The sequence below is a fragment of the Rhizobiales bacterium NRL2 genome, from assembly GCA_001664005.1.
Lineage (GTDB): Bacteria > Pseudomonadota > Alphaproteobacteria > Minwuiales > Minwuiaceae > Minwuia.
This window is the reverse complement of sequence record CP016093.1, coordinates 4,555,060-4,577,464: the sequence shown is the minus strand read 5'-3', so window position 1 is coordinate 4,577,464 and position 22,405 is coordinate 4,555,060. Positions and strand designations below refer to the sequence as shown.

Genomic DNA, 22,405 nt, shown 5'->3' with positions numbered 1-22,405 from the left:
GAGCCACGCACCGATGTCCGAGATGAAATTCACCCGTGATCACGAATGGATCGAACTGAACGGCGATGAGGCCACCATCGGCATCAGCGACTACGCCCAGGATCAGCTGGGCGACGTCGTCTATGTCGAGCTGCCCGAGCCGGGCGCGAAGGTGAAGCGGGGCGCCGAGGCGGCGGTGGTCGAATCCGTGAAGGCCGCGAGCGAAGTCTACGCGCCGGTGTCCGGCGAGGTCACCGCCCGCAACGATGCCCTGGACGACAACCCCGCGCTGGTGAACGAGAGCCCGGAGGGGGACGGCTGGTTCTACCGCATGACGCTGGACGACCGGTCCGAACTGGACGGCCTGATGGACCGGCAGGCCTATGAGGACTACCTGGAGACCCTGAACTGATGCGCTACCTGCCGCAGACGCCCGACAGCCGGGCGATGATGCTGAAGGCGATCGGCGTCGGCAGCATCGACGACCTTTTCGACGACGTGCCCGCCAGGGTGCTGAACGCACCGATCGAGGGCCTGCCCGACCACATGAGCGAGATGGCGGTGGAGCGCCATTTCCGGAAGCTGGCGGCGGACAATCTCGGCCCGTCGACGGCGCCCTGCTTCATCGGCGGCGGGGCCTATCACCACCATATCCCGGCGACCGTGGATCACCTGATCCAGCGCTCCGAATTCCTGACTTCCTACACGCCCTACCAGCCGGAGATCGCCCAGGGCACGCTGCAGTACCTGTTCGAGTTCCAGACCCAGGTCGCGCTGCTGACCGGCATGGAGGTCGCCAACGCCTCCATGTACGACGGCGCGACCGCCTGCGGCGAGGCGGTGCTGATGGCCCACCGGGTCAACAAGCGCCGCAGGACGGTGCTGTCCGGCGGTCTGCATCCGCACTACCGCGACGCGACGCTGAACCTGACGCGCTTCACCGACTTCGAGACCGTGGCGCTGGAAGCCGCGCCCGGCGCCGAGGAGGATCTCGCCGGCGCGATCGACGACGACACGGCGGCGGTGGTGGTCCAGAATCCGGACGTCTACGGCCAGTTGCGCGACCTCGGCCCGCTGGCCGAGGCCTGCCATGCGAAGGGCGCGCTGCTGATCGTGGCCGTGGCCGAAGTCGTCTCGCTGGGCGCGGTGACGCCGCCCGGCGACATGGGCGCCGATATCGTGGTGGCCGAAGGCCAGAGCCTGGGCGTGCCGCTGAGCTTCGGCGGTCCGCATGTCGGCCTGTTCGCCTGCCGGCGCAAGTTCGTCCGCCAGATGCCCGGCCGGCTGGCCGGCGAGACCGTCGACGTCGACGGCCGCCGCTCCTACGTGCTGACGCTCAACGCCCGGGAACAGCACATCCGCCGCGAGAAGGCGACCAGCAACATCTGCACGAATTCCGGCCTCTGCGCGCTGGCCTTCTGCATCCACGCGACGCTGCTGGGGGAAAGCGGCATGACGGCGCTCGCCGATCTCAACCACCGCACCGCGGCTGCGGCGGCGCAGGCGCTGTCGGCCATCGACGGCGTCGACCTGAAGACCGACGTCTTCTTCAACGAATTCACGCTGGAGCTGCCGAAGCCGGCCGGCCCGGTGGTCGAGGCGCTGGCGGAGAATGGCGTGCTGGGCGGCATTCCCGGCTCCCGGCTCTGGCCGGGCGACGAAAGCCGCGAGCGGCTGCTGATCGTGGCCGCCACCGAGACGGTGACCGAAGAAGACATCGCGTCGTTCCGCGACGCGCTGAAGGAGGCGCTGGCATGACCGAAGCGAAGCAGACCATTTCCGGCGCGCGCGGCCTCGACAAGGACGAGCCGCTGATCTTCGAGCAGGACGCCGAGGGCCGGAGCGGCGTCGACCTGCCCGAAGGCCCGAAGGCGGCGAGCCGCCTCGGCGGGCTGAAGCGCAAGGGTCCGATCGGCCTGCCCGGCCTGTCGGAGCCGCAGGTCGTGCGCCACTTCGTGCGCCTCAGCCGGATGAACTACGCCATCGACTACGGCTTCTACCCGCTGGGCTCCTGCACCATGAAGCACAACCCGCGCCTGAACGAGAAGGTGGCGCGTCTGGGCGGCCTGGGCGACCTGCACCCGATGCAGCCGGTCTCCACCGTGCAGGGCGGGCTGCGGCTGATGCACGAACTGGCGCACTGGCTGACGACGCTGACCGGCATGCCGGCGGTGGCGCTCTCGCCCGGCGCCGGCGCCCATGGCGAACTCTGCGGCCTGATGGCCATCCGCGCTGCCTTCGACGCGAAGGGCGAGAGCCGCAGCCGCGTGCTGGTGCCGGAGTCGGCGCACGGCACCAACCCGGCGACAGCGGCCATGTGCGGCTATGCCGTCGACGCCATTCCCGCCGACGAGAGCGGCCGCGTCGACATGAAGGCCTTCGAGGAGAAGCTGGGCGACGATGTCGCTGGGGTGATGCTGACCAACCCCAATACCTGCGGCCTGTTCGAGACCGACATCGTCGAGATCGCCGAGAAGATCCATGCGGTCGGCGGCTACTTCTACTGCGACGGCGCCAACTTCAACGCCATCGTCGGCAAGGTGCGGCCCGGCGACCTGGGCATCGACGCCATGCACATCAACCTGCACAAGACCTTCTCCACGCCCCATGGCGGCGGCGGGCCGGGCTCCGGGCCGGTGGTCTTCTCCGAGGCGCTGGCGCCCTACGCGCCGCTGCCGATGGTGGTGGAGAAGGACGGCGCCTTCGAGCTGGTCGAGCACGACGGCGGCCAGCGTGTGGGCCGCATGAAGGGCTTTCACGGCCAGTTCGGCATGTTCGTGCGCGCCCTCGCCTACATGATGAGCCACGGCAGGGACGGCCTGAAGCAGGTGGCCGAGGACGCGGTGCTCAACGCCAACTACGTTCTCGCCGGGCTGAAGGACGTGCTGCCGCCCGCCTACGCGGGTCACTGCATGCACGAGGCGCTGTTCTCGGACAAGGGCCTGAACGGCAGCGGCGTCGACACGATGGGGCTGGCCAAGGCCCTGATCGACGAGGGCTATCACCCGATGACGGTCTACTTCCCGCTGGTCGTCCACGGCGCCATGCTGATCGAGCCGACCGAGACGGAGAACCGCGGCACGCTGGACGAGTTCATCCGCGTCATGCGTGGCCTCGTCGAGAAGGCGAAGGCCGGCGAGACGGAGATGTTCGAGCAGGCGCCGGTGCTGACGCCGAGGCGGCGGCTCGACGAGACCCGGGCGGCGCGGAATCCGGTGCTGCGCTGGGAGCCCGAAGAAGCGGCGGCCGAGGCGGCGGACTGAGCGGTGGACGCGCGCCCGGTGCGCGTCGGCGTCTTCCAGAGCGGGCCCGGCGGCCGTCCGACGGACCGGCTCGCGCGGCTGGCGCGGGCCATGGACGACCAGTCCCATGACCTGGTGGTCTGCCCGGAGCTGTTCATGTCCGGATACAACATCGGGCTCGACCGGATCCGGGAGCGCGCGGAACCGGCGGATGGCCCCTTCGCGCAGGCCGCGGCGGACCTGGCGCGGCGGCGCGGCACGGCCCTCGCCTTTGGCTATCCGGAGCGGGACGGGGACTGTCTCTACAACGCCGCCATCTGCATCGGGGCGGACGGGGGCTTACTGAACCGCCGCCGCAAGCTTCTTCTGCCGCCGAGCTACGAGGGCGAGGTCTTTGCGCCCGGCGATCAGCCCCCGGCCGTCTTCGAGGTCGCCGGCCTGCGCTGCGGTATGCTGATCTGCTACGAGGCGGAATTCCCCGAAGCCGTCCGCGCGCTCGCCCGGGCGGGGGCCGAGGCGATCCTCGTGCCGACGGCGCTGGCGCGGCAATGGCGGGTCGTCGCCGACGCCATGATCCCGGCCCGGTCCTTCGAGAACGGTGTCTGGATGGTCTATGCCGACCACGCAGGCGAGGAGAACGGCCTCGCCTGTGCGGGACTGAGCTGCATCGTCTCGCCCTTCGGCGAGGTCCGCGCCCGCGCCGGGGTCGAGGACGAGACGCTGATCGGCGCGGTAATCGACCGGGACTCGGTCGCGCGGGCGCAGGCTAGACTGCCCTATCTCGCCGATCTGCCGACACTGCTGGCGCGTATCGGCCCCGTGCGGCGTTGACGCGTTGCGCCCCCGGACCCATCCGCGTCATAGTCTGGCCTCGACCGCAAACGAGGCTCACATGCAGACGCGAAATCCGCTGTTCGACGACATCGCACGGCTGATGACCTCCGCCGCCGGCGCCATGCAGGGTGCCCGCGACGAGGCCGAGGCGGCGGTGCGTACGCGGCTGGAACGCATTCTGGCCGACATGGACCTCGTGGACCGCGACAGCTTCGAGGCGGTGAAGGAAATGGCGGCCGAGGCGCGCATGGAAAACGAGCGACTGTCGGGCGAAATCGAATCGCTTCGCCGTGAAATCGCCGAACTGAAGAAACCGAAGCGTGCGCCGCGTCGGAAAAAGGCCGGCGACGCGGGCGCTTGACGCGTCGGGCGCAAGTTTGTTGACGCCCTGACTCCGCCACACTTAGCCTATATCTAGCGTAGCGATTCGCTTTACGCTCCATATGTGCAGGGTTTCGGCCCCGGCGCATCCAGCAGTGGAGGACGATCTCATGGGACTGTTGATCGAACTCGCTGAACCGTCCGTCATCAATCCGCTCGACACGATCGAGGAGTTCGTCGACGCCAATGAATGGCCCGTCGAACGCTCGACCGAGGAGGAAATGACGGTCGGCGTCAGCGGCAAGTGGTGCGACTTCCATCTGTGGATTTCCTGGCGTCCGGAGATCAACGCCCTCCACTTCGCCTGCGTCTTCGACATGAAGCTGCCGGAGGGCCGGCAGAAGGCGCTGCATCCGCTGGTCATCCTGGCCAACGAACGCATGACCATCGGCCATTTCGACCTCTGGCGCGACGAGGGGCTGCTGTTGTTCCGTCACGCGCTGCTGCTGGGCGCGGACGGCGAGATCGATCCGAACCAGATCGAGGCGCTGTTCGAGATCGCCTTCAGCGAATGCGAACGCATCTATCCGGCGATCCAGTATGTCCTCTGGGGCGGCAAGTCCGCCGAGGATGCCGCCGAGGCCGCGATGATGGACTGCGTCGGCGAGGCCTGAAACGCAGGCGGGCCGGGGATGGATGGGCCGGCCGGCCCGCCGTCTCCAATGTTCGTAAGGTTCGGGCGACGGTTCGTCCTGATCCCGATCCCCGCGCAAGGCCGGGATGACATACGCAGGATCGCGCCCCGCCGTCAGACCCGCTTGCGCTTGGACGGCGGTTTCGCGGCGTCGGCGCGGCAGGCGACCTCGAACGCCGTGCGGGCCCATTCGACCAGTTCGTCCGGCTCGTCGAACAGTTCCTCGGGCAGTTCGTGCAGCCCGGCGATGACGCGCCGGCCGTGTTTCGTGTCATAGGCGAAGGGCCCCTTGCCGCGCGCTTCGAAGGCGGCCCGGGTCGTCGGATCGGTCTTCAGATAGACGACGTCGCCGACGATCAGCGCGAACATGAGGTTTCCTCTGAACAGGCCCGCGCCGCCGAACATGCGCCGCGCCTCGACGCCGCCCAGGGGGTCGAGCAGTTCCAGCAGATGGTCGCGGAATTCCGCCGAAATCGCCATGTTGCGGGTTCCTTTCGGGCCGGTCGTGTCCATATGGTTGCGGGATGCGCGTCCGCGCCGGGGAATCAAGCAATATCGAGCGGGGGAAGTCCATGGAACTCGGCCTGAAGGGCAGGAACGTCATCGTCACCGGCGGCAGCCGGGGCATTGGCCTCGGCATCGCGAAGGGTTTCGCCGCGGAGGGCGCCAACGTCTCGATCTGCGCCAGGGGACAGGAATCGCTCGACGCCGCCCGGGGCGAGCTGGAGAAAGCCGGCGTGACGGTGCACACGGCGATCTGCGACGTCGCTGACCCCGAAAGGCTTGAAGTCTACATCCAAGAAGCCGCCGCCGCGCTTGGCGGCCTCAACGTGCTGGTCAACAATCCGTCCGGCTTCGGGCGTGGCGACGACGAGGAAGGCTGGAAGAAGAGCATCGACGTCGACCTGATGGCGCTGGTCCGGGCCGGCTGGGCGGCGATCCCGCTGATCGAGAAGTCCGGCGGCGGCAGCCTTGTCCACATCTCCTCGATCTCGGGCCTGCAGAACTCGACCCGGACGCCGCCCTATGGCGCGGTGAAGGCCGCGGTCATCCAGTACACCACCACCCAGGCTGCGGCGCTGGCGGAGAAGAACATCCGCGTCAACTGCATCGCGCCCGGCTCGATCGAGTTTCCGGGCGGCGTCTGGGACCAGGCGCGCCAGCACAACCGGCCCCTTTACGATTCGATCCAGGCCTCCATTCCCTTCGGCCGCATGGGCGCACCGGAGGAGGTCGCCAACCTCGCCGTCTTCCTGGCCTCCGACGCGGCCTCATGGATCACCGGTCAGACGGTCGCCGTGGACGGCGGGCAGATGTTGCGCTAGTCCTGCCGGCAGCCCAACAACGCGGACGGAACATGAAGACCTATCTCGATTTCGAAAAGCCCATCGCCGAACTGGAAGGCAAGATCCGCGAACTGCGGCATCTGGCCGAGGGCGGCCAGGAGGTCGATATCGACAGCGAGGTCGGAACCCTGGAGGCCAAGGTCCAGAAGCTTCTGACCGACACCTACCGGACCCTGACACCGTGGCAGAAGACGCAGGTCGCGCGCCATCCCGAGCGGCCCCATGCGGGTGATTTCATCAACGGTCTGATCCGGGACTACACGCCGCTCGCCGGCGACCGCGCCTATGGCGACGACAAGGCGATGATGGGCGGTATGGGCCGCTTCCGCGGACGCAGCGTGATGGTCATCGGCACCGAGAAGGGCGCCAGCACCGAAGCGCGGCTGAAGCACAATTTCGGCATGGCCCGTCCCGAGGGCTACCGCAAGGCGCAGCGGCTGATGAAGCTGGCCGAGCGCTTCCGTCTGCCGATCCTTACTTTCGTCGACACCGCCGGGGCCTATCCGGGCGTCGGCGCCGAGGAGCGCGGCCAGGCGGAGGCCATCGCCCGCTGCATCGAGGTCTGCCTGAACGTGAAGACGCCCCTGATCGCCTGCATCACGGGAGAGGGCGGTTCCGGAGGCGCCGTGGCGCTGGCCGTCGGCGACCGGGTGGTGATGCTGGAGAACTCGGTCTATTCGGTGATCTCGCCCGAGGCCTGCTCGTCGATCCTGTTCCGCTCCGCCGACCGCGCCCAGGACGCGGCCGAGGCGCTCAAGGTGACCGCGCAGGACATGAAGCGCCTCGGCGTCGCCGACATGGTGATCGAGGAGCCCGTGGGCGGCGCCCACCGCGATCCGGGCGCCGCCATCATGGGGCTGGGCGACGTGATCGCGGAGACCCTGAAGGAGCTGGAGGCGGTGCCCGCCGACAAGCTGCTGGAGCGCCGCCGCGAGAAGTTCCTGAAGATCGGCCGCGCGATCGGCTAGCCGAGGCGGTCGAGGCGCAGCGCCGCCGGCGGTGTGGTCGGGGCCGGGCGGCCGAACGCGTCGAGGACGGCCGTGTAGCCGTCCAGCGCGCCCTGCTGCAGAATCCGCGCATCCACCTCGATATTGGAGATCTCCGGCCGCGCCGCCGTCGGCGCGATCGCCAGGACGGCAGCCCCGTCAGGGCAGGGGGCGACACCCCGTGCGCGGGCCAGTTCACCGGCGTAGCGCGCCGGCGAGAGGCGGTAGCCGGCGCCGAGGCCCGGCTTCTGGCGGTCGAGCCAGGGCACGATCAGCAAGCGCTCGATCCGCTCCAGTTCCGGTGCCGGCGTGTCTTCGGGCCGGGTCAACAGCGCCACCACATGCGTCGCGCCGCGACTGTCGGCGGTGGCCAGCGGGATGTTCTCGAACACGCCGGCGTCGACATGGCGTTCGCCATCGATGACGACCGGCGGCCCGGCCACGGCCGGGATGCGGGCGCTGGCCTTCATCGCCGCGAACAGCGCCTTGTCGTCGGCGAAACCGGTCAGCGCCGCGGCGCATTCCCGGTCGAGGTTGGCGGCGACGCAGACCAGCCGCGAGCGGGCCGCCAGCACGGCGCGCCAGTCCAGCCGCTTGGCGTCGCGGCAGACATCGTCCAGCAGGAAGTCGACCGAGACCACGGGCCGGCGCATGAACAGCCGCGGCTTCCAGATGAAGCGGCGGTTGTTGATTTCCTCGTAGAAGATGCGCGTGCCGAAGGCGGCCTGACCGGCGACGAAATAGGCGCCGGCGATTGCCCCGGCGGAACTGCCGATCACCTCGTCGAAGACCTCGGTGAGGCCCAGCGCTTCCAGTCCCGCGACCATGCCGCCGCAGACCACGCCGCGCATGCCGCCGCCCTCGATCACCAGGGCCAGCCGGATGTCCGGGTCGCGCGGCCCGCCCGCCCGGCGGCGTTCGATCTCCGCCAGGACGGGGTGGGCGACGGGCCGGGTCATCGCCGCCTCAGCCGGAAGCCGCGCCGCCGAGCACGAACGCGCCGTAGACCGAAGGCGGGAAACCCTCGGCCCTGAGCCGGTCGCGGGCGGCCAGCCAGGCGCCGCCGTAGTCGCCGCCGCGGGCGAGACGGTGGAACTCGGTCATGAAGATCCGCGTCGGCCTGTCGTGCACCGGCCAGAGGCTGTTCACCACGGCCCGCGCGCCGCCGAGATAGAAGCTGCGCGCAAGCCCCAGGAAATCGTCGCCCGCCGTCGCCGCGCCCAGGCCGGTTTCGCAGGCCGACAGCACGACCAGATCGGCGGCCAGCGGCTGCTCGAACAGGCGCGCGGCGGTGAGCGGCGCCTGGCCGGTCCCGTCGCTGAGCAGGATGGCCGAGGCCAGCGGATCGCGGGCGTCGAACAGGCCATGCGTCGCCAGGTGGAGCACGCCGACGCCGTCGCCGACCGCAGCGCGGAGCGCGGTCTCGGTCGCCTGGCCCCCAAGCAGCGTCTCGGCGCGGTAGAGCCGGCCGATGTCTTCCGCCTCGGTCCGGGCGCCCGGCAGGGAAACCCAGCTGGTGCCGAGATGCGGGTCGCCGACGATGGCCGCCCGGCGGACGCGACTCCGACCTTCGGCGCCCCGGGCGAGCCAGCCGCCCGTGGGCAGTACGACCACGGGTCGTTCGATCGCGAGCGCGCCCCACGGCACGAAATAGAGCGGACCGCTCGGCACCACATAGAGGACGCCGCTGTCCGCGCCGCCATCGAGGCCGAGCCCCTCGGTGATCGTCCGCGCCGCCGCCGTCTGCGCCGGCGCATGCCTCAACGGCTCGTCGGAGGCGAAGGGCGTCAGCGCCCGCTCCAGTTCGTCTCCGGTCATCGCCGTCGTCCCGAGCGCGACGCCGCCGCGGCGGATGTCCAGGAAGCGGATCGGCTCGCCGCCGTCGGCGGCCGGCAGGGCATAGAGCAGGCGGTCCTGCGGGGCGAGCCGGGCGCGTATCTCGGCCAGCGGCCGGCTGGAGACGTTCAGAACGTCGGCCATCTCGGGATCGCGTCGGCGCAGTTCCGTCACCAGCGCCACCCGGTCGTCCATCAGCCCGGCGACGCGGGTGACCCCTTCGGCCGTGCCGGCGCCGGGCGCGGCATTGACGATGCGCTGGCGGCGGATGGCGTCGGAGACGCCGCGGATGCGCTCCACCAGTTCCGCCTGGCGTCCCTCGGCCACGCTCCGCCGGCCCAGCATGTCGACGAAGGCGCGGGCCCGGCCACGTTCCAGATCGGCGAAGGCCGCATCCAGATCGCCGCGCGCCAGGGCGAGTTCGGCCAGCACACGCGTCACCTCGTCCTTGCCGACGCCGAAGCGGCGCTTGGCGCTGTCGGTGGAGAGCGCGCCGGTGACACCCTCGATGCCGAGCTGCGCGGCGCGGTAGGCGCTCTCGGCTTCCGCCGGCCGGCCGAGCGCCAGCAGCGCCTCGCCGCGGAGCGCCTGAAGCTGCCACAACATGCCGGCGAGACCGCGCCGCGCGGCCTGTTCGGCGGCCTCGGCGGCGACAATCTCGGCTTTCGCGGGCTGTCCGGCGTCGAGCAGGGCCCGGGCGCGGACCGCCTCGACGATGGAAACGCCGGCGTCATAGCCCATGGCCTGCAGATAGGCGCGGGCGGAGGCGAAGGTCCGGTCGGCGCGCCGGGCGTCGCCGCCATCCTGCATCCGCGCCGCCGCGATCACCGCCAGATTCACCCCGCGCCCGTAGAACATGTCCGCGTCCAGCTTCAGATAGGCGCTGTAGAGCTGGTGCTGCCAGGCGTAGTGGCTTTCCTCGAACAGCTGCTCGGCGGCCTCGGCCCAGGGCAGAGCGGCGGCATAGTCGCCCTGGAACATCAACGCGTTGGCGATGACCAGATAGGCGCGGAATTGCGCCCGGTTCATCAGTGCGAGCTGCGGGATCTGGGGTGGAAAGACGAACAGCGTCGGCGCGCGGAAGTCGCCCAGCGCTTCCACGACCGACAGCTCGTCGCGGATCGCGGCCTCGTAGTCGCCCAGCCAGAACCGCGCTTCGCCGCGCAGCGCGCGGCTGCCCAGGTTGGTGCCGAAATAGGCGATCTCCAGCGTCTCGGTCCGCGCCAGCTCCGACTCGGCGTCCGCTGCCCGGCCGGCGGCGATGAGCGTGCGCGCCCGGCTGAAGGAGGCATGCCAGCGCTGCAGCGGACTGCTTGCTTCGGCCGCTGCCGTGTCGAGGTGTTCCAGCGCGGTCTCGTACTCGCCGGCCAGGAATGCGTCGTTGACGCGCGCCAGCGCCGGCGTGACGACGAAGTCGTAGCTGTTCACCTGACCCTCGCCAGGCAGCGCGATGGTGTGGCGGGCGGGGACCGGAAGGGTCATGTCCTCGCGCGCGGTCAGGTCGTCGGGGCGGAAGCGCACGGCCCGGGACAGGCGTTCCGCCGTCGCCGGCGCCGGCGCGGGCAGCACGCCGATGACGTCGGTCGCCTGCCGCTTCAGCCCGATGTCGTAGAGCGCGTAGTCGCTGATCGACTTCACGACCAGGTCGCTCCAGCGGTACTGGGCCTGTTCGAAATAAGCCCCCGCCTTCTCGAGGATCGGGCGGTTGCCCGCCACGTCGCCGGTCAGGCCGATCCTGGCCGAGCCGAGGAAGGTCAGCAGCCAGGCCTCGCCCTCGTAGAGATGGGCGTCCGCCTTCACCACCAGCCCGAAGACCGGATGCTGCGTCAGCCGGATGACCTGCTGCTGGCGTTCCAGCCCGCGCTGGCCCCAGTGCACCGCCTTCGCGTAGTCGTGCTTCATCAGGTAGGCGCCGGCCATGCCGATATAGGCCCGCGCCATCGCCTTAGCGATGCGGGTCACCGTGCCGGTGTTGTCGGGGATGCCGTAGAAGAAGTCAGGGATCCACCAGTCGCCCGCGTCGGCGAGAAGCTGGGTGTAGTAGCCGATCGCCTTGTCGGGCTCGCCCAGCCAGAAATGCACCTGGCCGTACTGCGACAGCGTCTCGGCGTTGTCGCCGAAAAGTTCGTATTCCATGTCGCGGAAGGTCTCGAGCGCGACGAACACATCGTCGGTCCGGCCCGCATGGATCAGGGTCTGGATGCGCAGCGACTGCAGGAAGAACTTCGCCTCCGGCGTGTCGGGCAGCGAGGCCTCGGCCTCCTGCAGCCGGGCCTCCCAGTATTGCCAGTCCTTGTCCAGCGCCGCCCGCCAGAGCTGCTCGAGCTCCGGCGTCACCGTCAGGCCGAAGGCGGTTTTCTCACCGGCCCGGGGCAGGCGTACATCCGGGTCGATCGGCGGGATGCGGAGCTCTTCGATGGCCGGCATGGGCGGGGCGTTGTCGCCCAGGTCGATCGCCGCCAGCCGGACCTTGCGGGTCTCGGACAGCTCCGGCTCGGGGTTCATGGGGTCGATCGGCGGCGTCTCGATGTGCATCGAGCACGCAGCGGCCGCCAGCAGCATGGCCGCGGCGGCGAAGAGCCGGACCAGGACAGGAAGCGTCATGTTGTTTTCCGGTGTTCCCTCGGACGAGTTGAACGTGAACTTTGCCACAGTTTTCCGTTCCGGTTAAAGACTTTGGCGGGCCGGGGCGGCATAGTGAAGCGGAGGAACCGGCGCACGAAAGAGGGGCGGAATTGCTGGCGAGGCGAGGGGATTGGCTGCGGGCGTTGCCCGGCGGATGGCGGCGCTGGACGCTCGGCCTGCTGGTCGCCGGGGGCGCGGCGGCGGCGTCGCTGGGCGCGTTCGCAGGCCTGCCGCCGTTCGCCGCCCTGGAAGGCGGACTGACCGACCGCCTGCAGGCCGTGGCGCGGCCCCCGGCCCCCGCCCAGCATCCCGGGATCTCGGTCGTCGCCATCACCGAGGCGACGATGGCGCGCCTGCCCTATCGTTCGCCCGTGGACCGGGGCTTCCTGGCGGATGTGCTGGAGGCCATCCGTGACGCCGGGGTGCGCAGCGTCGCCTTCGACATCCTGTTCGACCAGCCGACCGAGCCGGAGAAGGACCTCCGTCTGGCGAAGGCGATCCGCAATTTTCCCGCGCCCGTCGTCGTCGCCTGGGGTGACGCCCGCGCCGGGCTGACCGAGGAACAGCAGGCCTGGCTGGAGTCCTTCATCCAGGCCAGCGGCGCCGAGCCGGGTGCGGCGGGTCTGTTGTTCGACGGCGACGGGATCGTCCGCCGTCACGTCCCTGTAGACGCGGTGGCGGGCATGCGCTCCCTGCCGGCCGCGGCGGTGGCATCGGAAGCGCGGGCGCCGGAGATCATCGACTGGCTGGGCCGTACCGCCGACGGCAAGGAGCCGTTCCAGATCCTGCCCGCGCACGGCCTGCCCCTGATGGCGGCCCGGCCGGCCGTACTGCGCAACTGGCTGGAGGGCCGGGCGGTGCTGATCGGCGCCGACCTGCCGCAGCAGGACCGCCACCGCACCGCGCTTTCGGCCGACCCGGAAGCCCCGGCCAGCCTGCCGGGCGTCATCGTCCACGCCCATGTCACGGCCCAGATGCTGGACGGCCGCGCGCTCGACGGAATCGGGCGCACGGGCGCCCTGGCCATCGCCCTGGCGGCGGGACTGCTCGGCGCGGCGGTCGGGTTCAGCGGCCGGCCCTTCTGGCAGCAGGCGCTGGCAGGCCTTGTCCTGCCGGCCGCCTGGCTCGCCGCCGCGCTTCAGGCCATCCGCGCCGAGGACCTGCTGCTGCCGGTCGCCCCGACGGCCGCCGCCTTCGTGCTTGCCTTCGCTGCGGCCGGCAGTCTGGACGCGCTGCGCAACCGGCGCGAGAAGCGCTTCATCCGCAACGCCTTCGCCCACTACGTCGCGCCGCAGCTCGTCGACGCCCTCGCCGCCGCGCCGGAGCGGCTGAAGCTGGGCGGCGAGCGGCGCAGGCTGAGCTTCCTGTTCACCGACATCGCCGGCTTCACCTCGATGAGCGAGAAGCTGCCCGCCGCGGAACTGACGGCGCTGCTCAACGCCTATCTGGACGGCATGAGCCGCATCGTCCTCGCCCATGGCGGCACGCTGGACAAGTTCATCGGCGATGCGGTCGTGGCGCTGTTCGGCGCGCCGGTTGATCAACCCGACCATGCCCGCCGCGCCATCGATTGCGCCCTGGCGCTGGACGTCTTCGCCGAGGATTTCCGCCGCCGCCATGCCGGCGACGGTCTGGGTGTGACCCGTATCGGGGTGCACAGCGGCGAGGCGACGGTCGGCAATTTTGGCGGCGAGCGGCGCTTCGACTACACCGCGATGGGCGACGCCATGAACACCGCCGCCCGGCTGGAGGGCGCGAACAAGAGCTTCGGGACCCGGGTGGCGATCAGCGGCGCTGCGATCGCCGAGGCCGGCGGTGCGGACGATCTGCCCGCATTGCGCCCTGTAGGCCACGTTGTGCTGAAGGGCAAGAAGACGCCGGTCGCGGTCTTCGCCCCGCTCGACGGGCTACAGCGCGAGGACGCAGCATGCTATCTCTCGGCCATGGAAGCGCTCGACAATGCGCCCGAGGAGGCAGTGCGGCGGTTTGCGGAACTGGGCCGGCGGCACCCGGCAGACCCGCTGATCGCCCTGCATCTGGCACGGCTGGCGGCCGGCGAGCGCGGCTCGACCTTCGAACTGAGGGAGAAGTGATGGACCACCCGCTCCGCCGCGCGCTGTTCGCCGCGCTCTTCATGGCCGCGGGCCTCTTCACAGGGGCCGCCGAGGCCAGCGAGATCGTCGTCATCGAATCGACCGCGCCCGGCCTCGAGGCCGGCGCCTTTCTCGATCCGGCCGAGGCCGTCAGCCTGCCCGCCGGCGCCAGCATCGTCATCGTCGAACCGGACGGTTCGACCCGCACCGTCGACGGCCCCTTCGAGGGCCCGCTGGGGGCAGCCGCCGCGACCGATTCCGGCAGCGGCGGGCTGATGGCCAATCTGGGAAAGCTGGTCAGCGAGCGCGAGGAGGAGAAGCAGGTGCTGGGCGCGATCCGCGCCGCGCCGGGCCAGGTGGCCGAGGCGGTCTATGTCGTCGACGTGGGCCGTTCGGGCGATGTCTGCGTGCCCGAAGGCGCTGCGATCCGGCTCTGGCGCCCGGCCTTGATGGCCGCCGAATCCGAGACCGTGTTGACTGCGGGCACGGGCGGGCCGGTCACTGCACTGTGGCTGGAAGGCGAACAGTTCCTCGACTGGCCCGCGGCCCTGCCGGCCGAGGACGGCGGGCGTTACGCCATCCGCCTCGCCATCGCGCCGCGTCCGGCCGAGATGCGGCTGCGCTTCGTGCCGGCGTCGCTGGAGACGGACGCCCGGCGCGCCGCCTGGATGGCCGGGGCCGGCTGCCGGCGGCAGGCGGAACGGCTGCTGCAGCGCCTGGCGCAGTAGCCGGCGGGCGGCCGCCTACGCCGGCGCGGGCGTAACTGTCACGGCCACGTCCAGCGCCTCGAATGCGGCCGCATCGCCGACGAAGCTGCCCGACACCGGCATCGTCTGGCGGATATGGCGCGCCACCGCGGTCGGGATCAGGTTGAAGCCGCCCACGCTGCGGTTGGTCGGATCGAACATGATCCAGCCGGCGCCGGGGACGTAGACCTCGGCCCAGGCGTGGGTCGAGCCCGCGCCGGCGGAACCGATCGCGTCCCGGTCGGGGTCGTAGAGGTAACCGGAGACGATCCGCGCGCCGAATCCCAGGCTGCGCACGGCATCCACGAACAGCACCGCGAAATCGCGGCACGAGCCCCGGCCGCGGGCCAGCGTCTCGACGGGCGACTGCGCGGCATCGTCCTCACGCTCCTCATATTCGATCCGGGCGGCGACGCCGTTGCCGATGTCCTTGAGCAGCGACAGCGTGTCGGTGCCCGCGCCGGCGACGAAACCCTCGGCCCATTCGCGCAGCCGCCCGGCGGGATCGAGATAGGCCTGCAGCCGCAGGGCGCCGAGATCGGTCATCTCGTCTTCGCTCAGCAGGAACGGATAGCTGGCCGCCGAAGCGTCGATGTCGAAAACCGGCCACCGGTCGGCGTCGAGCGTCAGCTCGGCGGTGCTGTCGATGACCAGGGTGTCCGTCGGTTCGCCGAAGGTCGCGGTCGCGATGGCGTTGCCGGCGACGTCGTTGGCCCAGGTCACGGTGGCGGCGGGGGAGATTTCCAGCTCGTGCGCATGCAGCTGCAGCGTGCGGCTCTCCCGCGGACGCAGGATCAGCCGGTGCGGACCCGGCGCGACCGGAACGCGGTAGCGGTAGGCCGTGCGGTGCTGCACCGTCAGCCGGGTCAAGCTCGCGCCTCCGCCGCGGCCGCCTCGCGGAAGGTGACCATGCGGCCGCGCGCCTCGTCCCAGAGGCAGTAGCGCACCGCGCGCAGCCCGTCCCGGAACGACAGGGTGGGCACGTCGCGCAGCGCCGGCGCGGACTCGTGGCACTCCCGGAGCCGGTAGTTGGGCACGCGGGGGTTCAGGTGATGGACATGGTGATAGCCGATATTGCCGGTGAACCAGCGCAGAACGGCCGGCAGCCGCAGATAGGTCGAACTCCGCACCGACGCCGTGACCGGATCCCAGTCGGCGTTCCGCGCCCAGATCGTGGTCTCGCCGCGATGCTGGACGGAAAACAGCCAGACGCCGATGATCGACGCCAGCGCCATGATCGGCAGCTGCACGGCCGCCACTTCGCCGAAGCCCAGCAGCAGGCCCAGTCCGCCGAACATGGCGATCAGCGCCAGGTTGGTGACGTGAACCGCGCGGCGCTCGCGCTTCCAGGTCCGCGGCGTGTCGAACGGGAACCGGAACAGGCCGATGAACACCAGCGGCGGCAGCAGCAGGTTGGCGACCAGCGGGTGCCGGGTCGCCCGGTGCCAGCCGCGGCGCATGGGACTGAGCGCCCGGTACTCCGCCACCGTCAGGCAGGACGAATAGATGTCGGCGCCGCTCTGACGGCGGTCGAGATCGTTCCAGATCCCATGGTGGCCGGCATGCTGGCGGCGCCAGGAGGCATAGGGCGCCAGCGTCAGCAGGCTGCAGGCGAAACCGAGAACGGCGTTCGCCCGGCGTCCGCCGAAGAACGAGTAGTGTCCGCAGTCGTGCTGGATGATGAAGATGCGCACCAGGAAGCCCGCGGCCAGCGGGGCCAGCGCCAGCGCCGCCCAGTGGGAGAACCCGCTGAGGACGTACATCGCCGCACAGCTGGCGAAGAAACCGCCGAAGGAGGTGAGTGTCTGGGACACGCCCTTGCGCGGGACAGGCGCCTGGAATCGCCGCGTGTGGCGGCGAAGGTCGGCTTGTGGGCTCATGCTGTCTCCCTTGAGGAGGAATCGGACCCGGAAATCGGGGATGGAACGCTGATGCGGCCGGATCAGGCGCCGGGCGGCCGCTGCGCGCCGCGTCCGCACGGCCTGTTCCATAGGCTTCGGACAGGCGCGAAGCCTGACGTCTGCAGGCCATTGATCATCATGTGGTGACGACACCGCCCCGGTTCCACCTCCGCCTTGGCGGGTGTGAGGGAGGGGCGCCCACGTCTCGACTAAGAGCAGCGCCCTCGCATCTGTATTGCGTTCCTCCATAGAGCCGACCCAAGGATCGCTCATTTGGTACCAGGTGGCTCGATTGACGGATACCTTTTCGGTACATCTTGTTAAACACGAGCAAGGCGGGGGAAGTCGGAATGAATGAGGCCGAGCAATTGCGAGAGGACAACGAGCGCCTCAAGGCTAGGGTGATTGAACTAGAGCGAAAACTTGCCTTCTGGGAAGGGCACACAACGCTCGGCTATGGCGCGAGAGGCGAGCAACTCGTTGCAGCTATCACCGGAGGTCAACTCACACATCACACTGAACTCTTCGACTTGGAGATGTCCAACGGGGCGCGTGTCGAAGTAAAATACTCGAAGGCAAATGTCTCTGTAAAGGGAAGTCCCGGGCGACGATGGCAGTGGAACAAGATTTATGGGCAGGCCGGCGGAAAAAAATATGATTATCTTCTATTAATAGGCGAAAAGGACGAGCGGCATTGGAAGGACTATAGAGACAGTGACGCTCCCTACGTGCTGTTTCTGCTCAAGAGGGGCGATGAGCGTCCATTTGTTAGTTCAGGCGGCAACTACATTAGCGTTGGTGCCAATCCGCTGCCCAAGACTGTGCGCTACCGGGCGCTGTTCGAGCGCCACCAGATCAGTGCGGATGCCCTTTCAGAGGCGTTGCAACGCGACGATTGAAAGCGGTCGGCGGAGTTGTCTCTAGGGCCTCACTGCCATTCGCTGGTTGTCTGGCGTTCGCGCCGATACGAATTTCGCCAGCTAGGCATTGTGGGTCCTTGCTAGACCGTCCGCACATCCCTGTAGCTACGGCCCGGTCGACCGCCCCTTGCCTGCAGGGGGAAACGCCTCGCCTACACGAGGTCGCCCACCCCGATGGGGGAAGAGCGGAGGACGCGGCAGTGTGAGAGCTGCTCAGAGATTTGCGGCAGGATTTCCAGAAGGCCGCTAGGAATCAGTTCCCTCGGTGGTCTTGGCCTTCCATGTCTCCACTAGGAACGTGGCCATCGACCCCGCCAGGTTGACGGCGAGGGCAGCGTGACGTGGAAGCGGTCTAACCGGGTTCTTTCCCTGCCCATGCGCATCCCCGATCCGGTTCCTCAACGTGCCGAGGTTCTGCACGACTGTATGACAGCCCCCTAGGATCGCCTTGAACGCTTCTTCGGTGTGTTGGGAGGGGGAAAGGTTCAGAAGCTTGGCAGTCTTATTGTAGAGCTTAGGCAGGTCATCGTCTCCGTAGGTCTCTCCTGCCTCATCCAGAATGTACTTGCAGACGGTCTCCAGCAGCGTCCGCGCTGCTGTTATTGCGCCCTCCGGTTCGCTGTGCCGTCGGCCCAAGGCGCGCTCCCAAGCGCGATGAACCCCATCGGGGTCTAAGGACGTGAGCGCCTCAGAGATCGCGGCATCGGCTGGGGCGTTGTTACTCCCCTCCAAGTGATCAAGGAGAGGTTGAAACTCTGCGTGGATGTGGTCCCGCCTTGCCGCCCAAGCGCCGCTGCCGTACGCGACCCGTCGAAAATGCGCCCAAAGCGCCCCACTGTCCCGGCTTGTGCGAACAAATTGGGGTAGTAGGTTCCGGGTCTCGCCCTCCATAAAATCCGACCGAATTCGACGATACAGAGCCTGATCAATCCCACCATTCTCTGCCAAGTCGATCAGCATATCTTGAAGCATCAAAGCCCGTTCCAACGGGCTGTCTGGTATGTCGTCGAAATCCAGGCTCATTGAAGCTGCCTACACGGTGGTTCACTCCACCTTAAGTCAGTGAGCCAGTCCCGACCAAGCGTGTGGGAAAAACGTGTGGGGAAGCCCAAGCGGACTTCTCAACTATGATATTGAAATTACGATATAAAATGACGTGATAGGCATCTGGCGGAGGGAGGGTCCGCCTAACTTCGTGTCCACCCTGTTTCTTGATGTTTCATTCATTCCCCAAAAACCCTTTGTTTCCGGCTTTCCAGCATCATGATACGCTCTCCCTTGATCAAGGTGTTTCACCTGATCTCGCTTCCATAGTAGGGTTGGTAGTAGGGTTGATGGAAGCAAAGGGAAAGCCATGGCTCGGGTACTCAACAAGCTCTCCGCCCGCCAGGTGGACACAATCGCCAAGCCCGGACGCTACAGCGACGGCGGATACCTTTACCTGGTCGTCACGCCGGCGGGCAGCCGCAACTGGGCGTTCATGTACACGCGCAACGGCAAGCGGACGGAAATGGGGTTGGGACCGGCAGGGCGCGGCGGCGTTGGACTCGCCAAAGCGCGTGAGCTGGCTCAGGATTACCGCGATTGCCTGCAAGCGGGGCGCGATCCTCTCGCAACACGGCAGACAGTGCGGGAGACGGCAACGGCCATTCCCACCTTCGGGGCGTATGCGGACCAATTCATCGAGGCCAAGGGCCCTGAGTGGCGGAACGCCAAGCACCGGGCGCAGTGGAAGATGACGCTGACCGAATATTGCAAGCCGATCCGACGCAAGTCCGTGGATGCGATCGATACGGCGGACGTGCTGGAGATCCTGCGGCCGATCTGGACGGCGAAGGCGGAGACGGCCTCTCGGCTGCGCGGGCGCATCGAGAATGTTCTGGACGCGGCCAAGGCCGAGGGGCTGCGCGAGGGGGAGAACCCGGCGCGCTGGCGCGGGCATCTGGACAAGCTGTTGCCTCGGCGGGCGAAGCTGACGCGTGGCCATCACAAGGCGATGCCCTATGGCAACGTTCCGGCGTTCGTTGAGAAACTCAGGGCGCAGCCCTCAACCGGGGCGCTGGCGCTGGAGTTCCTGATCCTGACAGCCGCACGGACCGGCGAGGTCACCGGCGCGCGCTGGAGCGAAATGGATTTGGAGAAGGCGGTATGGACCGTGCCCGCCGCGCGAATGAAGGCGGGACGCATCCACCGCGTCCCACTCCCGGACAGGGCGGTCGAGATACTACAGCAGATGCAGCTACTCCTGCCGGAGGATACCGACCTGGGGGCGGCCTATGTGTTCCCCGGCCAGCGGAAGGGAAAGCCGCTGTCGAACATGGCAATGGGCATGATCCTGCGCCGCATGGAATTGCCCTACACGGTCCACGGCTTCCGCTCGGCCTTCCGCGATTGGGTAGGCGAGGAAACGGACTTCGGACGCGAGATCGCCGAGGCTGCGCTGGCCCACGTCACCGGAGACAGCACCGAGCGGGCGTACCGGCGCGGGGATGCGCTTGAAAAGCGGCGGGAGTTGATGGATGCGTGGGCTCGCTACGTCCGCGAAGGAAACGCGCCTACCTGATGCCGAGAGCCTCAAGCGTCGCAGGATCCGGCTCACCGACCGGCAGCTCCCGAACACGCTGGAAGGTCCTTAACGCCGACTTGGTTCGATCGCCCGCGATGCCATCAATCGGGCCAACATCGAAGCCAAGATGGCTCAGCGCCTGTTGAATACGCTTGATATCTGGCCGACTGACCGCATCCCAGCCCGCCACGTTTGGGCCGATCTTGCCACCAGCCGCCAGTCGCTGACCTTCGGCGATTTGCGTAGGGGTCATCTCCCCCTTTAGAGCTTTGAGTAATCGCCGGGACCGCGCATGCCCTGTTGCGGATGCGAGGCTGGTCCACCGGTAGGCTTCAACATAGTTCTCGGCTACGCCTCGCCCTGCACTGTACATGTAGCCGAGCACGGACTGCGCCTCTACATGCCCCTGCTTAGCGGCGCGTCGGACCCACTTCGAAGCCTCGCCATCGTCCTGCGCCAAGCCCAGGCCATTCATATAACGGATGCCGAGCACGAACTGCGCCTCTACATGCCCCTGCTCAGCGGCGCGTCGGAACCACTTCGAAGCCTCGCCATCGTCCTGCGCCAGGCCCTTTCCTTTGGCGTACATGTCGCCAAGCAGCAACTGCGCGCCTGCGTTGCCTTGCTCAGCGGCGAGTCGGTACCACTTGGCGGCTTCGGCATAATCCTGAGCCACCCCCTGACCTTCGTCGTACATACCACCGAGCACAACTTGCGCCCCTTCATCGCCTTGCTCAGCGGCGCGTCGGTACCAGTTGGCGGCTTTGGTCTTGTCCTGCGCCACGCCCCGGCCATCGTCGTACATCAAGCCGAGCAGGAACTGAGCCCTCGCGTAGCCTTGCTCCGCAGCGTGCCCGAACCACTTGGCGGCTTCGGCGTCGTCCTGCGCCACCCCTTGGCCTTTGTAATACATGGCGCCTAGACTGGTTTCCGCCCTTGCATCGCCCTGTTCAGCTGCGCGTCGGTACCACTTCACCGCTTCGATGTCGTTCTCCGCTACGCCCTGTCCTTGATCGTACATGAGGCCGAGATTGTGTTGCGCGACAGCAAGCCCCTGGTCAGCGGCGCGGCGGAATTGTTCAATCGCTGTGGCGTAATCACCCGCGTCGTATGCCCTTAGTCCATCATCGAAATCTGCCCAAACGAGTGAGGGCATTGTCAGTACAAGGACGAAAATCAGAACAAGGCATTTCATGCTCATCAGCCTACATCGCCTGTATTCTTGGCGGCAAGTGAACCGCGCCGAGTTTCCCGGAGGCTGTGACTTCAGAAATGAGAGCCGCTGCGCCCCATAGATCCACACATCCGCGCCACGGCGCTGACTGTCGCAGTCAACTCAACGCTTCACATGTCGATTGAGGTTGAAAGCATAGTGAATGGCGACGTGGGCGCGCCGCATCCCTATTGCTTTGATGATGTCCACTCGGCGCACACACGCTAACTGATGTCGCATCCGTCAGGCTGCGCCCATGACGCCGCGGGCTTGAGGTCCTTGTCCGCCGCGTTGAACGTCAGGCCCGTCACCTTCTCAACCGTCCCGACAGCTTCCAGCCACTGATCGAGCGAACTGCGCGGCGCTGGCCCGTTGGGAATGATCCATGCGTTCGCCTCGCGGCTGTCCATGCGGATAGCGACCTTCCAGAAAGCGGCCGGCGTCTGGATGCCATGCGTGCCGACAAAGCGGTCATCCGCGAAGTTCGCGCCCCATATCGGCCCGCCCCAGACTTCCAGCGGAACCAGCTCCCGCAGGCATTCGATGATATCTTCCGTCTCGCGCCACGCGCCTCGGTTCATGGATGCCGTCTGCGGCAGCAGGTTCGTCCAGTAATTCGTCTGGGCAATGGCGATCTCTGAGCCGTCCATGTGATTGGCCGGTACCTGGTGACCCACGTCATAACGCGGACCACCATCCGGGATGGTCGATTGAAAGGTGTCCGTGCTCAGGGACTGGCACCGCGCCGGGATCTCCGGATCGTGCTCGTAGTCGGATTCCCGCTCTTCGTTACCCGTGTCCGGGCCGGCGATGTAATGAAAGAGCACGGCCCCGCGCCGGTCACAATCGACCCAGACCGTGAAGCCCTCATAATCGACCTGGAGGACCTGGGCGGGGGCGAGCTGGGGAAAGAGAAGCCCGACGCATAGGATCAGCGCTCGCATTCCCTGCCCCACGAAAATTCGGATGCTGTCACAATGCAGCGCGACGCCATGACAGGCAAGTTCGGCGGCACTCTGTGTTCTCCTGACGTTCATGCATCGCCCGATCATACTTGAAACCCTCGACGACTTCCGTGGCTTCCAGGTTCACGCCTTCTGCGA

20 protein-coding genes are annotated in these 22,405 nt (G+C 68.0%); 12 read left to right on the top strand and 8 right to left on the bottom strand.

The features are described 5' to 3' along the window. Window positions 1–13 precede the first annotated feature (13 nt). From TEF_21395 to TEF_21370, 6 genes are all read left to right on the top strand, one after another. Window positions 14–391 (top strand): glycine cleavage system protein H, encoded by a 378-nt coding sequence (locus TEF_21395; GenBank protein ID ANK83069.1) that lies wholly within the window; start codon window positions 14–16, stop codon window positions 389–391. Then, complete coding sequence (locus tag TEF_21390) at window positions 391–1,737, top strand: glycine dehydrogenase (aminomethyl-transferring) (GenBank protein ANK83068.1); 1,347 nt, start codon at window positions 391–393, stop codon at window positions 1,735–1,737. The genes TEF_21395 and TEF_21390 overlap by 1 nt, the downstream gene beginning before the upstream one ends. Next, entirely contained in the window at window positions 1,734–3,242 is a 1,509-nt protein-coding gene (locus tag TEF_21385) for a glycine dehydrogenase (aminomethyl-transferring) (protein ANK83067.1), read from the top strand. Before TEF_21390 ends, TEF_21385 begins: the two co-directional genes overlap by 4 nt. 3 nt (window positions 3,243–3,245) lie before the next feature. After that, window positions 3,246–4,052, top strand: a complete 807-nt coding sequence (locus TEF_21380) for a hypothetical protein (protein ID ANK83066.1) — start codon at window positions 3,246–3,248, stop codon at window positions 4,050–4,052. Between the two features lie 61 nt (window positions 4,053–4,113). After that, complete coding sequence (locus TEF_21375; GenBank protein ANK83065.1) at window positions 4,114–4,416, top strand: hypothetical protein; 303 nt, start codon at window positions 4,114–4,116, stop codon at window positions 4,414–4,416. Between the two features lie 130 nt (window positions 4,417–4,546). Further along, on the top strand, window positions 4,547–5,050 hold the full coding sequence (locus tag TEF_21370; GenBank protein ID ANK83655.1) for a hypothetical protein: 504 nt from the start codon (window positions 4,547–4,549) through the stop codon (window positions 5,048–5,050). 134 nt (window positions 5,051–5,184) lie between these two features. On the opposite strand, the gene TEF_21365 is transcribed toward TEF_21370, so the two are convergent. Beyond that, window positions 5,185–5,550: a hypothetical protein gene (locus tag TEF_21365; protein ANK83654.1), complete on the bottom strand. Its 366-nt coding sequence runs from the start codon at window positions 5,548–5,550 to the stop codon at window positions 5,185–5,187. Between the two features lie 92 nt (window positions 5,551–5,642). Here TEF_21365 and TEF_21360 point away from each other — a divergent pair, with 92 nt between their 5' ends. Together TEF_21360 and TEF_21355 are read left to right on the top strand one after the other, a co-directional pair. Next, on the top strand, window positions 5,643–6,395 hold the full coding sequence (locus TEF_21360; GenBank protein ID ANK83064.1) for a 3-oxoacyl-ACP reductase: 753 nt from the start codon (window positions 5,643–5,645) through the stop codon (window positions 6,393–6,395). Window positions 6,396–6,427: 32 nt separating this feature from the next. Continuing rightward, complete coding sequence (locus tag TEF_21355; protein ID ANK83063.1) at window positions 6,428–7,384, top strand: acetyl-CoA carboxylase carboxyltransferase subunit alpha; 957 nt, start codon at window positions 6,428–6,430, stop codon at window positions 7,382–7,384. On the opposite strand, the gene TEF_21350 is transcribed toward TEF_21355, so the two are convergent. Next, on the bottom strand, window positions 7,381–8,361 hold the full coding sequence (locus tag TEF_21350; protein ANK83062.1) for a hypothetical protein: 981 nt from the start codon (window positions 8,359–8,361) through the stop codon (window positions 7,381–7,383). The genes TEF_21355 and TEF_21350 overlap by 4 nt on opposite strands. Window positions 8,362–8,368: 7 nt before the next feature. Then, window positions 8,369–11,842: a hypothetical protein gene (locus tag TEF_21345; protein ID ANK83061.1), complete on the bottom strand. Its 3,474-nt coding sequence runs from the start codon at window positions 11,840–11,842 to the stop codon at window positions 8,369–8,371. Between the two features lie 164 nt (window positions 11,843–12,006). Between TEF_21345 and TEF_21340 the strand changes: the two genes are divergently transcribed. Next, the gene (locus TEF_21340; protein ID ANK83060.1) at window positions 12,007–13,956 is read left to right on the top strand and encodes a hypothetical protein; all 1,950 of its coding nucleotides are present in this window, start codon (window positions 12,007–12,009) and stop codon (window positions 13,954–13,956) included. After that, entirely contained in the window at window positions 13,956–14,684 is a 729-nt protein-coding gene (locus tag TEF_21335) for a hypothetical protein (protein ANK83059.1), read from the top strand. The genes TEF_21340 and TEF_21335 overlap by 1 nt, the downstream gene beginning before the upstream one ends. 15 nt (window positions 14,685–14,699) lie before the next feature. Here the strand turns inward: TEF_21335 and TEF_21330 are convergent, their stop codons facing one another. Further along, window positions 14,700–15,572, bottom strand: coding sequence for a transglutaminase (locus TEF_21330; protein ANK83058.1), 873 nt, complete (start codon window positions 15,570–15,572; stop codon window positions 14,700–14,702). Continuing rightward, entirely contained in the window at window positions 15,569–16,582 is a 1,014-nt protein-coding gene (locus TEF_21325) for a fatty acid desaturase (protein ANK83653.1), read from the bottom strand. The genes TEF_21330 and TEF_21325 overlap by 4 nt, the downstream gene beginning before the upstream one ends. Before the next feature lie 371 nt (window positions 16,583–16,953). Here TEF_21325 and TEF_21320 point away from each other — a divergent pair, with 371 nt between their 5' ends. Beyond that, window positions 16,954–17,502: a hypothetical protein gene (locus tag TEF_21320; protein ANK83057.1), complete on the top strand. Its 549-nt coding sequence runs from the start codon at window positions 16,954–16,956 to the stop codon at window positions 17,500–17,502. Between the two features lie 267 nt (window positions 17,503–17,769). Here the strand turns inward: TEF_21320 and TEF_21315 are convergent, their stop codons facing one another. After that, on the bottom strand, window positions 17,770–18,546 hold the full coding sequence (locus TEF_21315; GenBank protein ANK83056.1) for an abortive phage resistance protein: 777 nt from the start codon (window positions 18,544–18,546) through the stop codon (window positions 17,770–17,772). Between the two features lie 331 nt (window positions 18,547–18,877). Between TEF_21315 and TEF_21310 the strand changes: the two genes are divergently transcribed. Further along, the gene (locus TEF_21310) at window positions 18,878–20,086 is read left to right on the top strand and encodes an integrase (protein ID ANK83055.1); all 1,209 of its coding nucleotides are present in this window, start codon (window positions 18,878–18,880) and stop codon (window positions 20,084–20,086) included. Here TEF_21310 and TEF_21305 read toward each other — a convergent pair. After that, complete coding sequence (locus TEF_21305; GenBank protein ANK83054.1) at window positions 20,079–21,290, bottom strand: hypothetical protein; 1,212 nt, start codon at window positions 21,288–21,290, stop codon at window positions 20,079–20,081. The two genes, TEF_21310 and TEF_21305, sit on opposite strands and share 8 nt — an antisense overlap. A 236-nt stretch (window positions 21,291–21,526) precedes the next feature. Then, window positions 21,527–22,246 carry a hypothetical protein gene (locus tag TEF_21300; GenBank protein ANK83053.1) on the bottom strand — a complete coding sequence of 240 codons (720 nt, stop codon included), beginning with the start codon at window positions 22,244–22,246 and terminating at the stop codon, window positions 21,527–21,529. Window positions 22,247–22,405 lie beyond the last annotated feature (159 nt).

What these genes read in the sequence shown, in the direction of transcription:
- TEF_21395 (ANK83069.1), top strand. Translation starts at nt 14, where the DNA reads ATGTCCGAGATGAAATTCACCCGTGATCACGAATGGATCGAACTGAAC.
- TEF_21390 (ANK83068.1), top strand. Translation starts at nt 391, where the DNA reads ATGCGCTACCTGCCGCAGACGCCCGACAGCCGGGCGATGATGCTGAAG.
- TEF_21385 (ANK83067.1), top strand. Translation starts at nt 1,734, where the DNA reads ATGACCGAAGCGAAGCAGACCATTTCCGGCGCGCGCGGCCTCGACAAG.
- TEF_21375 (ANK83065.1), top strand. Translation starts at nt 4,114, where the DNA reads ATGCAGACGCGAAATCCGCTGTTCGACGACATCGCACGGCTGATGACC.
- TEF_21370 (ANK83655.1), top strand. Translation starts at nt 4,547, where the DNA reads ATGGGACTGTTGATCGAACTCGCTGAACCGTCCGTCATCAATCCGCTC.
- TEF_21365 (ANK83654.1), bottom strand. Translation starts at nt 5,550, where the DNA reads ATGGCGATTTCGGCGGAATTCCGCGACCATCTGCTGGAACTGCTCGAC.
- TEF_21360 (ANK83064.1), top strand. Translation starts at nt 5,643, where the DNA reads ATGGAACTCGGCCTGAAGGGCAGGAACGTCATCGTCACCGGCGGCAGC.
- TEF_21355 (ANK83063.1), top strand. Translation starts at nt 6,428, where the DNA reads ATGAAGACCTATCTCGATTTCGAAAAGCCCATCGCCGAACTGGAAGGC.
- TEF_21350 (ANK83062.1), bottom strand. Translation starts at nt 8,361, where the DNA reads ATGACCCGGCCCGTCGCCCACCCCGTCCTGGCGGAGATCGAACGCCGC.
- TEF_21345 (ANK83061.1), bottom strand. Translation starts at nt 11,842, where the DNA reads ATGACGCTTCCTGTCCTGGTCCGGCTCTTCGCCGCCGCGGCCATGCTG.
- TEF_21335 (ANK83059.1), top strand. Translation starts at nt 13,956, where the DNA reads ATGGACCACCCGCTCCGCCGCGCGCTGTTCGCCGCGCTCTTCATGGCC.
- TEF_21325 (ANK83653.1), bottom strand. Translation starts at nt 16,582, where the DNA reads ATGAGCCCACAAGCCGACCTTCGCCGCCACACGCGGCGATTCCAGGCG.
- TEF_21320 (ANK83057.1), top strand. Translation starts at nt 16,954, where the DNA reads ATGAATGAGGCCGAGCAATTGCGAGAGGACAACGAGCGCCTCAAGGCT.
- TEF_21315 (ANK83056.1), bottom strand. Translation starts at nt 18,546, where the DNA reads ATGAGCCTGGATTTCGACGACATACCAGACAGCCCGTTGGAACGGGCT.
- TEF_21310 (ANK83055.1), top strand. Translation starts at nt 18,878, where the DNA reads ATGGCTCGGGTACTCAACAAGCTCTCCGCCCGCCAGGTGGACACAATC.
- TEF_21305 (ANK83054.1), bottom strand. Translation starts at nt 21,290, where the DNA reads ATGAGCATGAAATGCCTTGTTCTGATTTTCGTCCTTGTACTGACAATG.
- TEF_21300 (ANK83053.1), bottom strand. Translation starts at nt 22,246, where the DNA reads ATGCGAGCGCTGATCCTATGCGTCGGGCTTCTCTTTCCCCAGCTCGCC.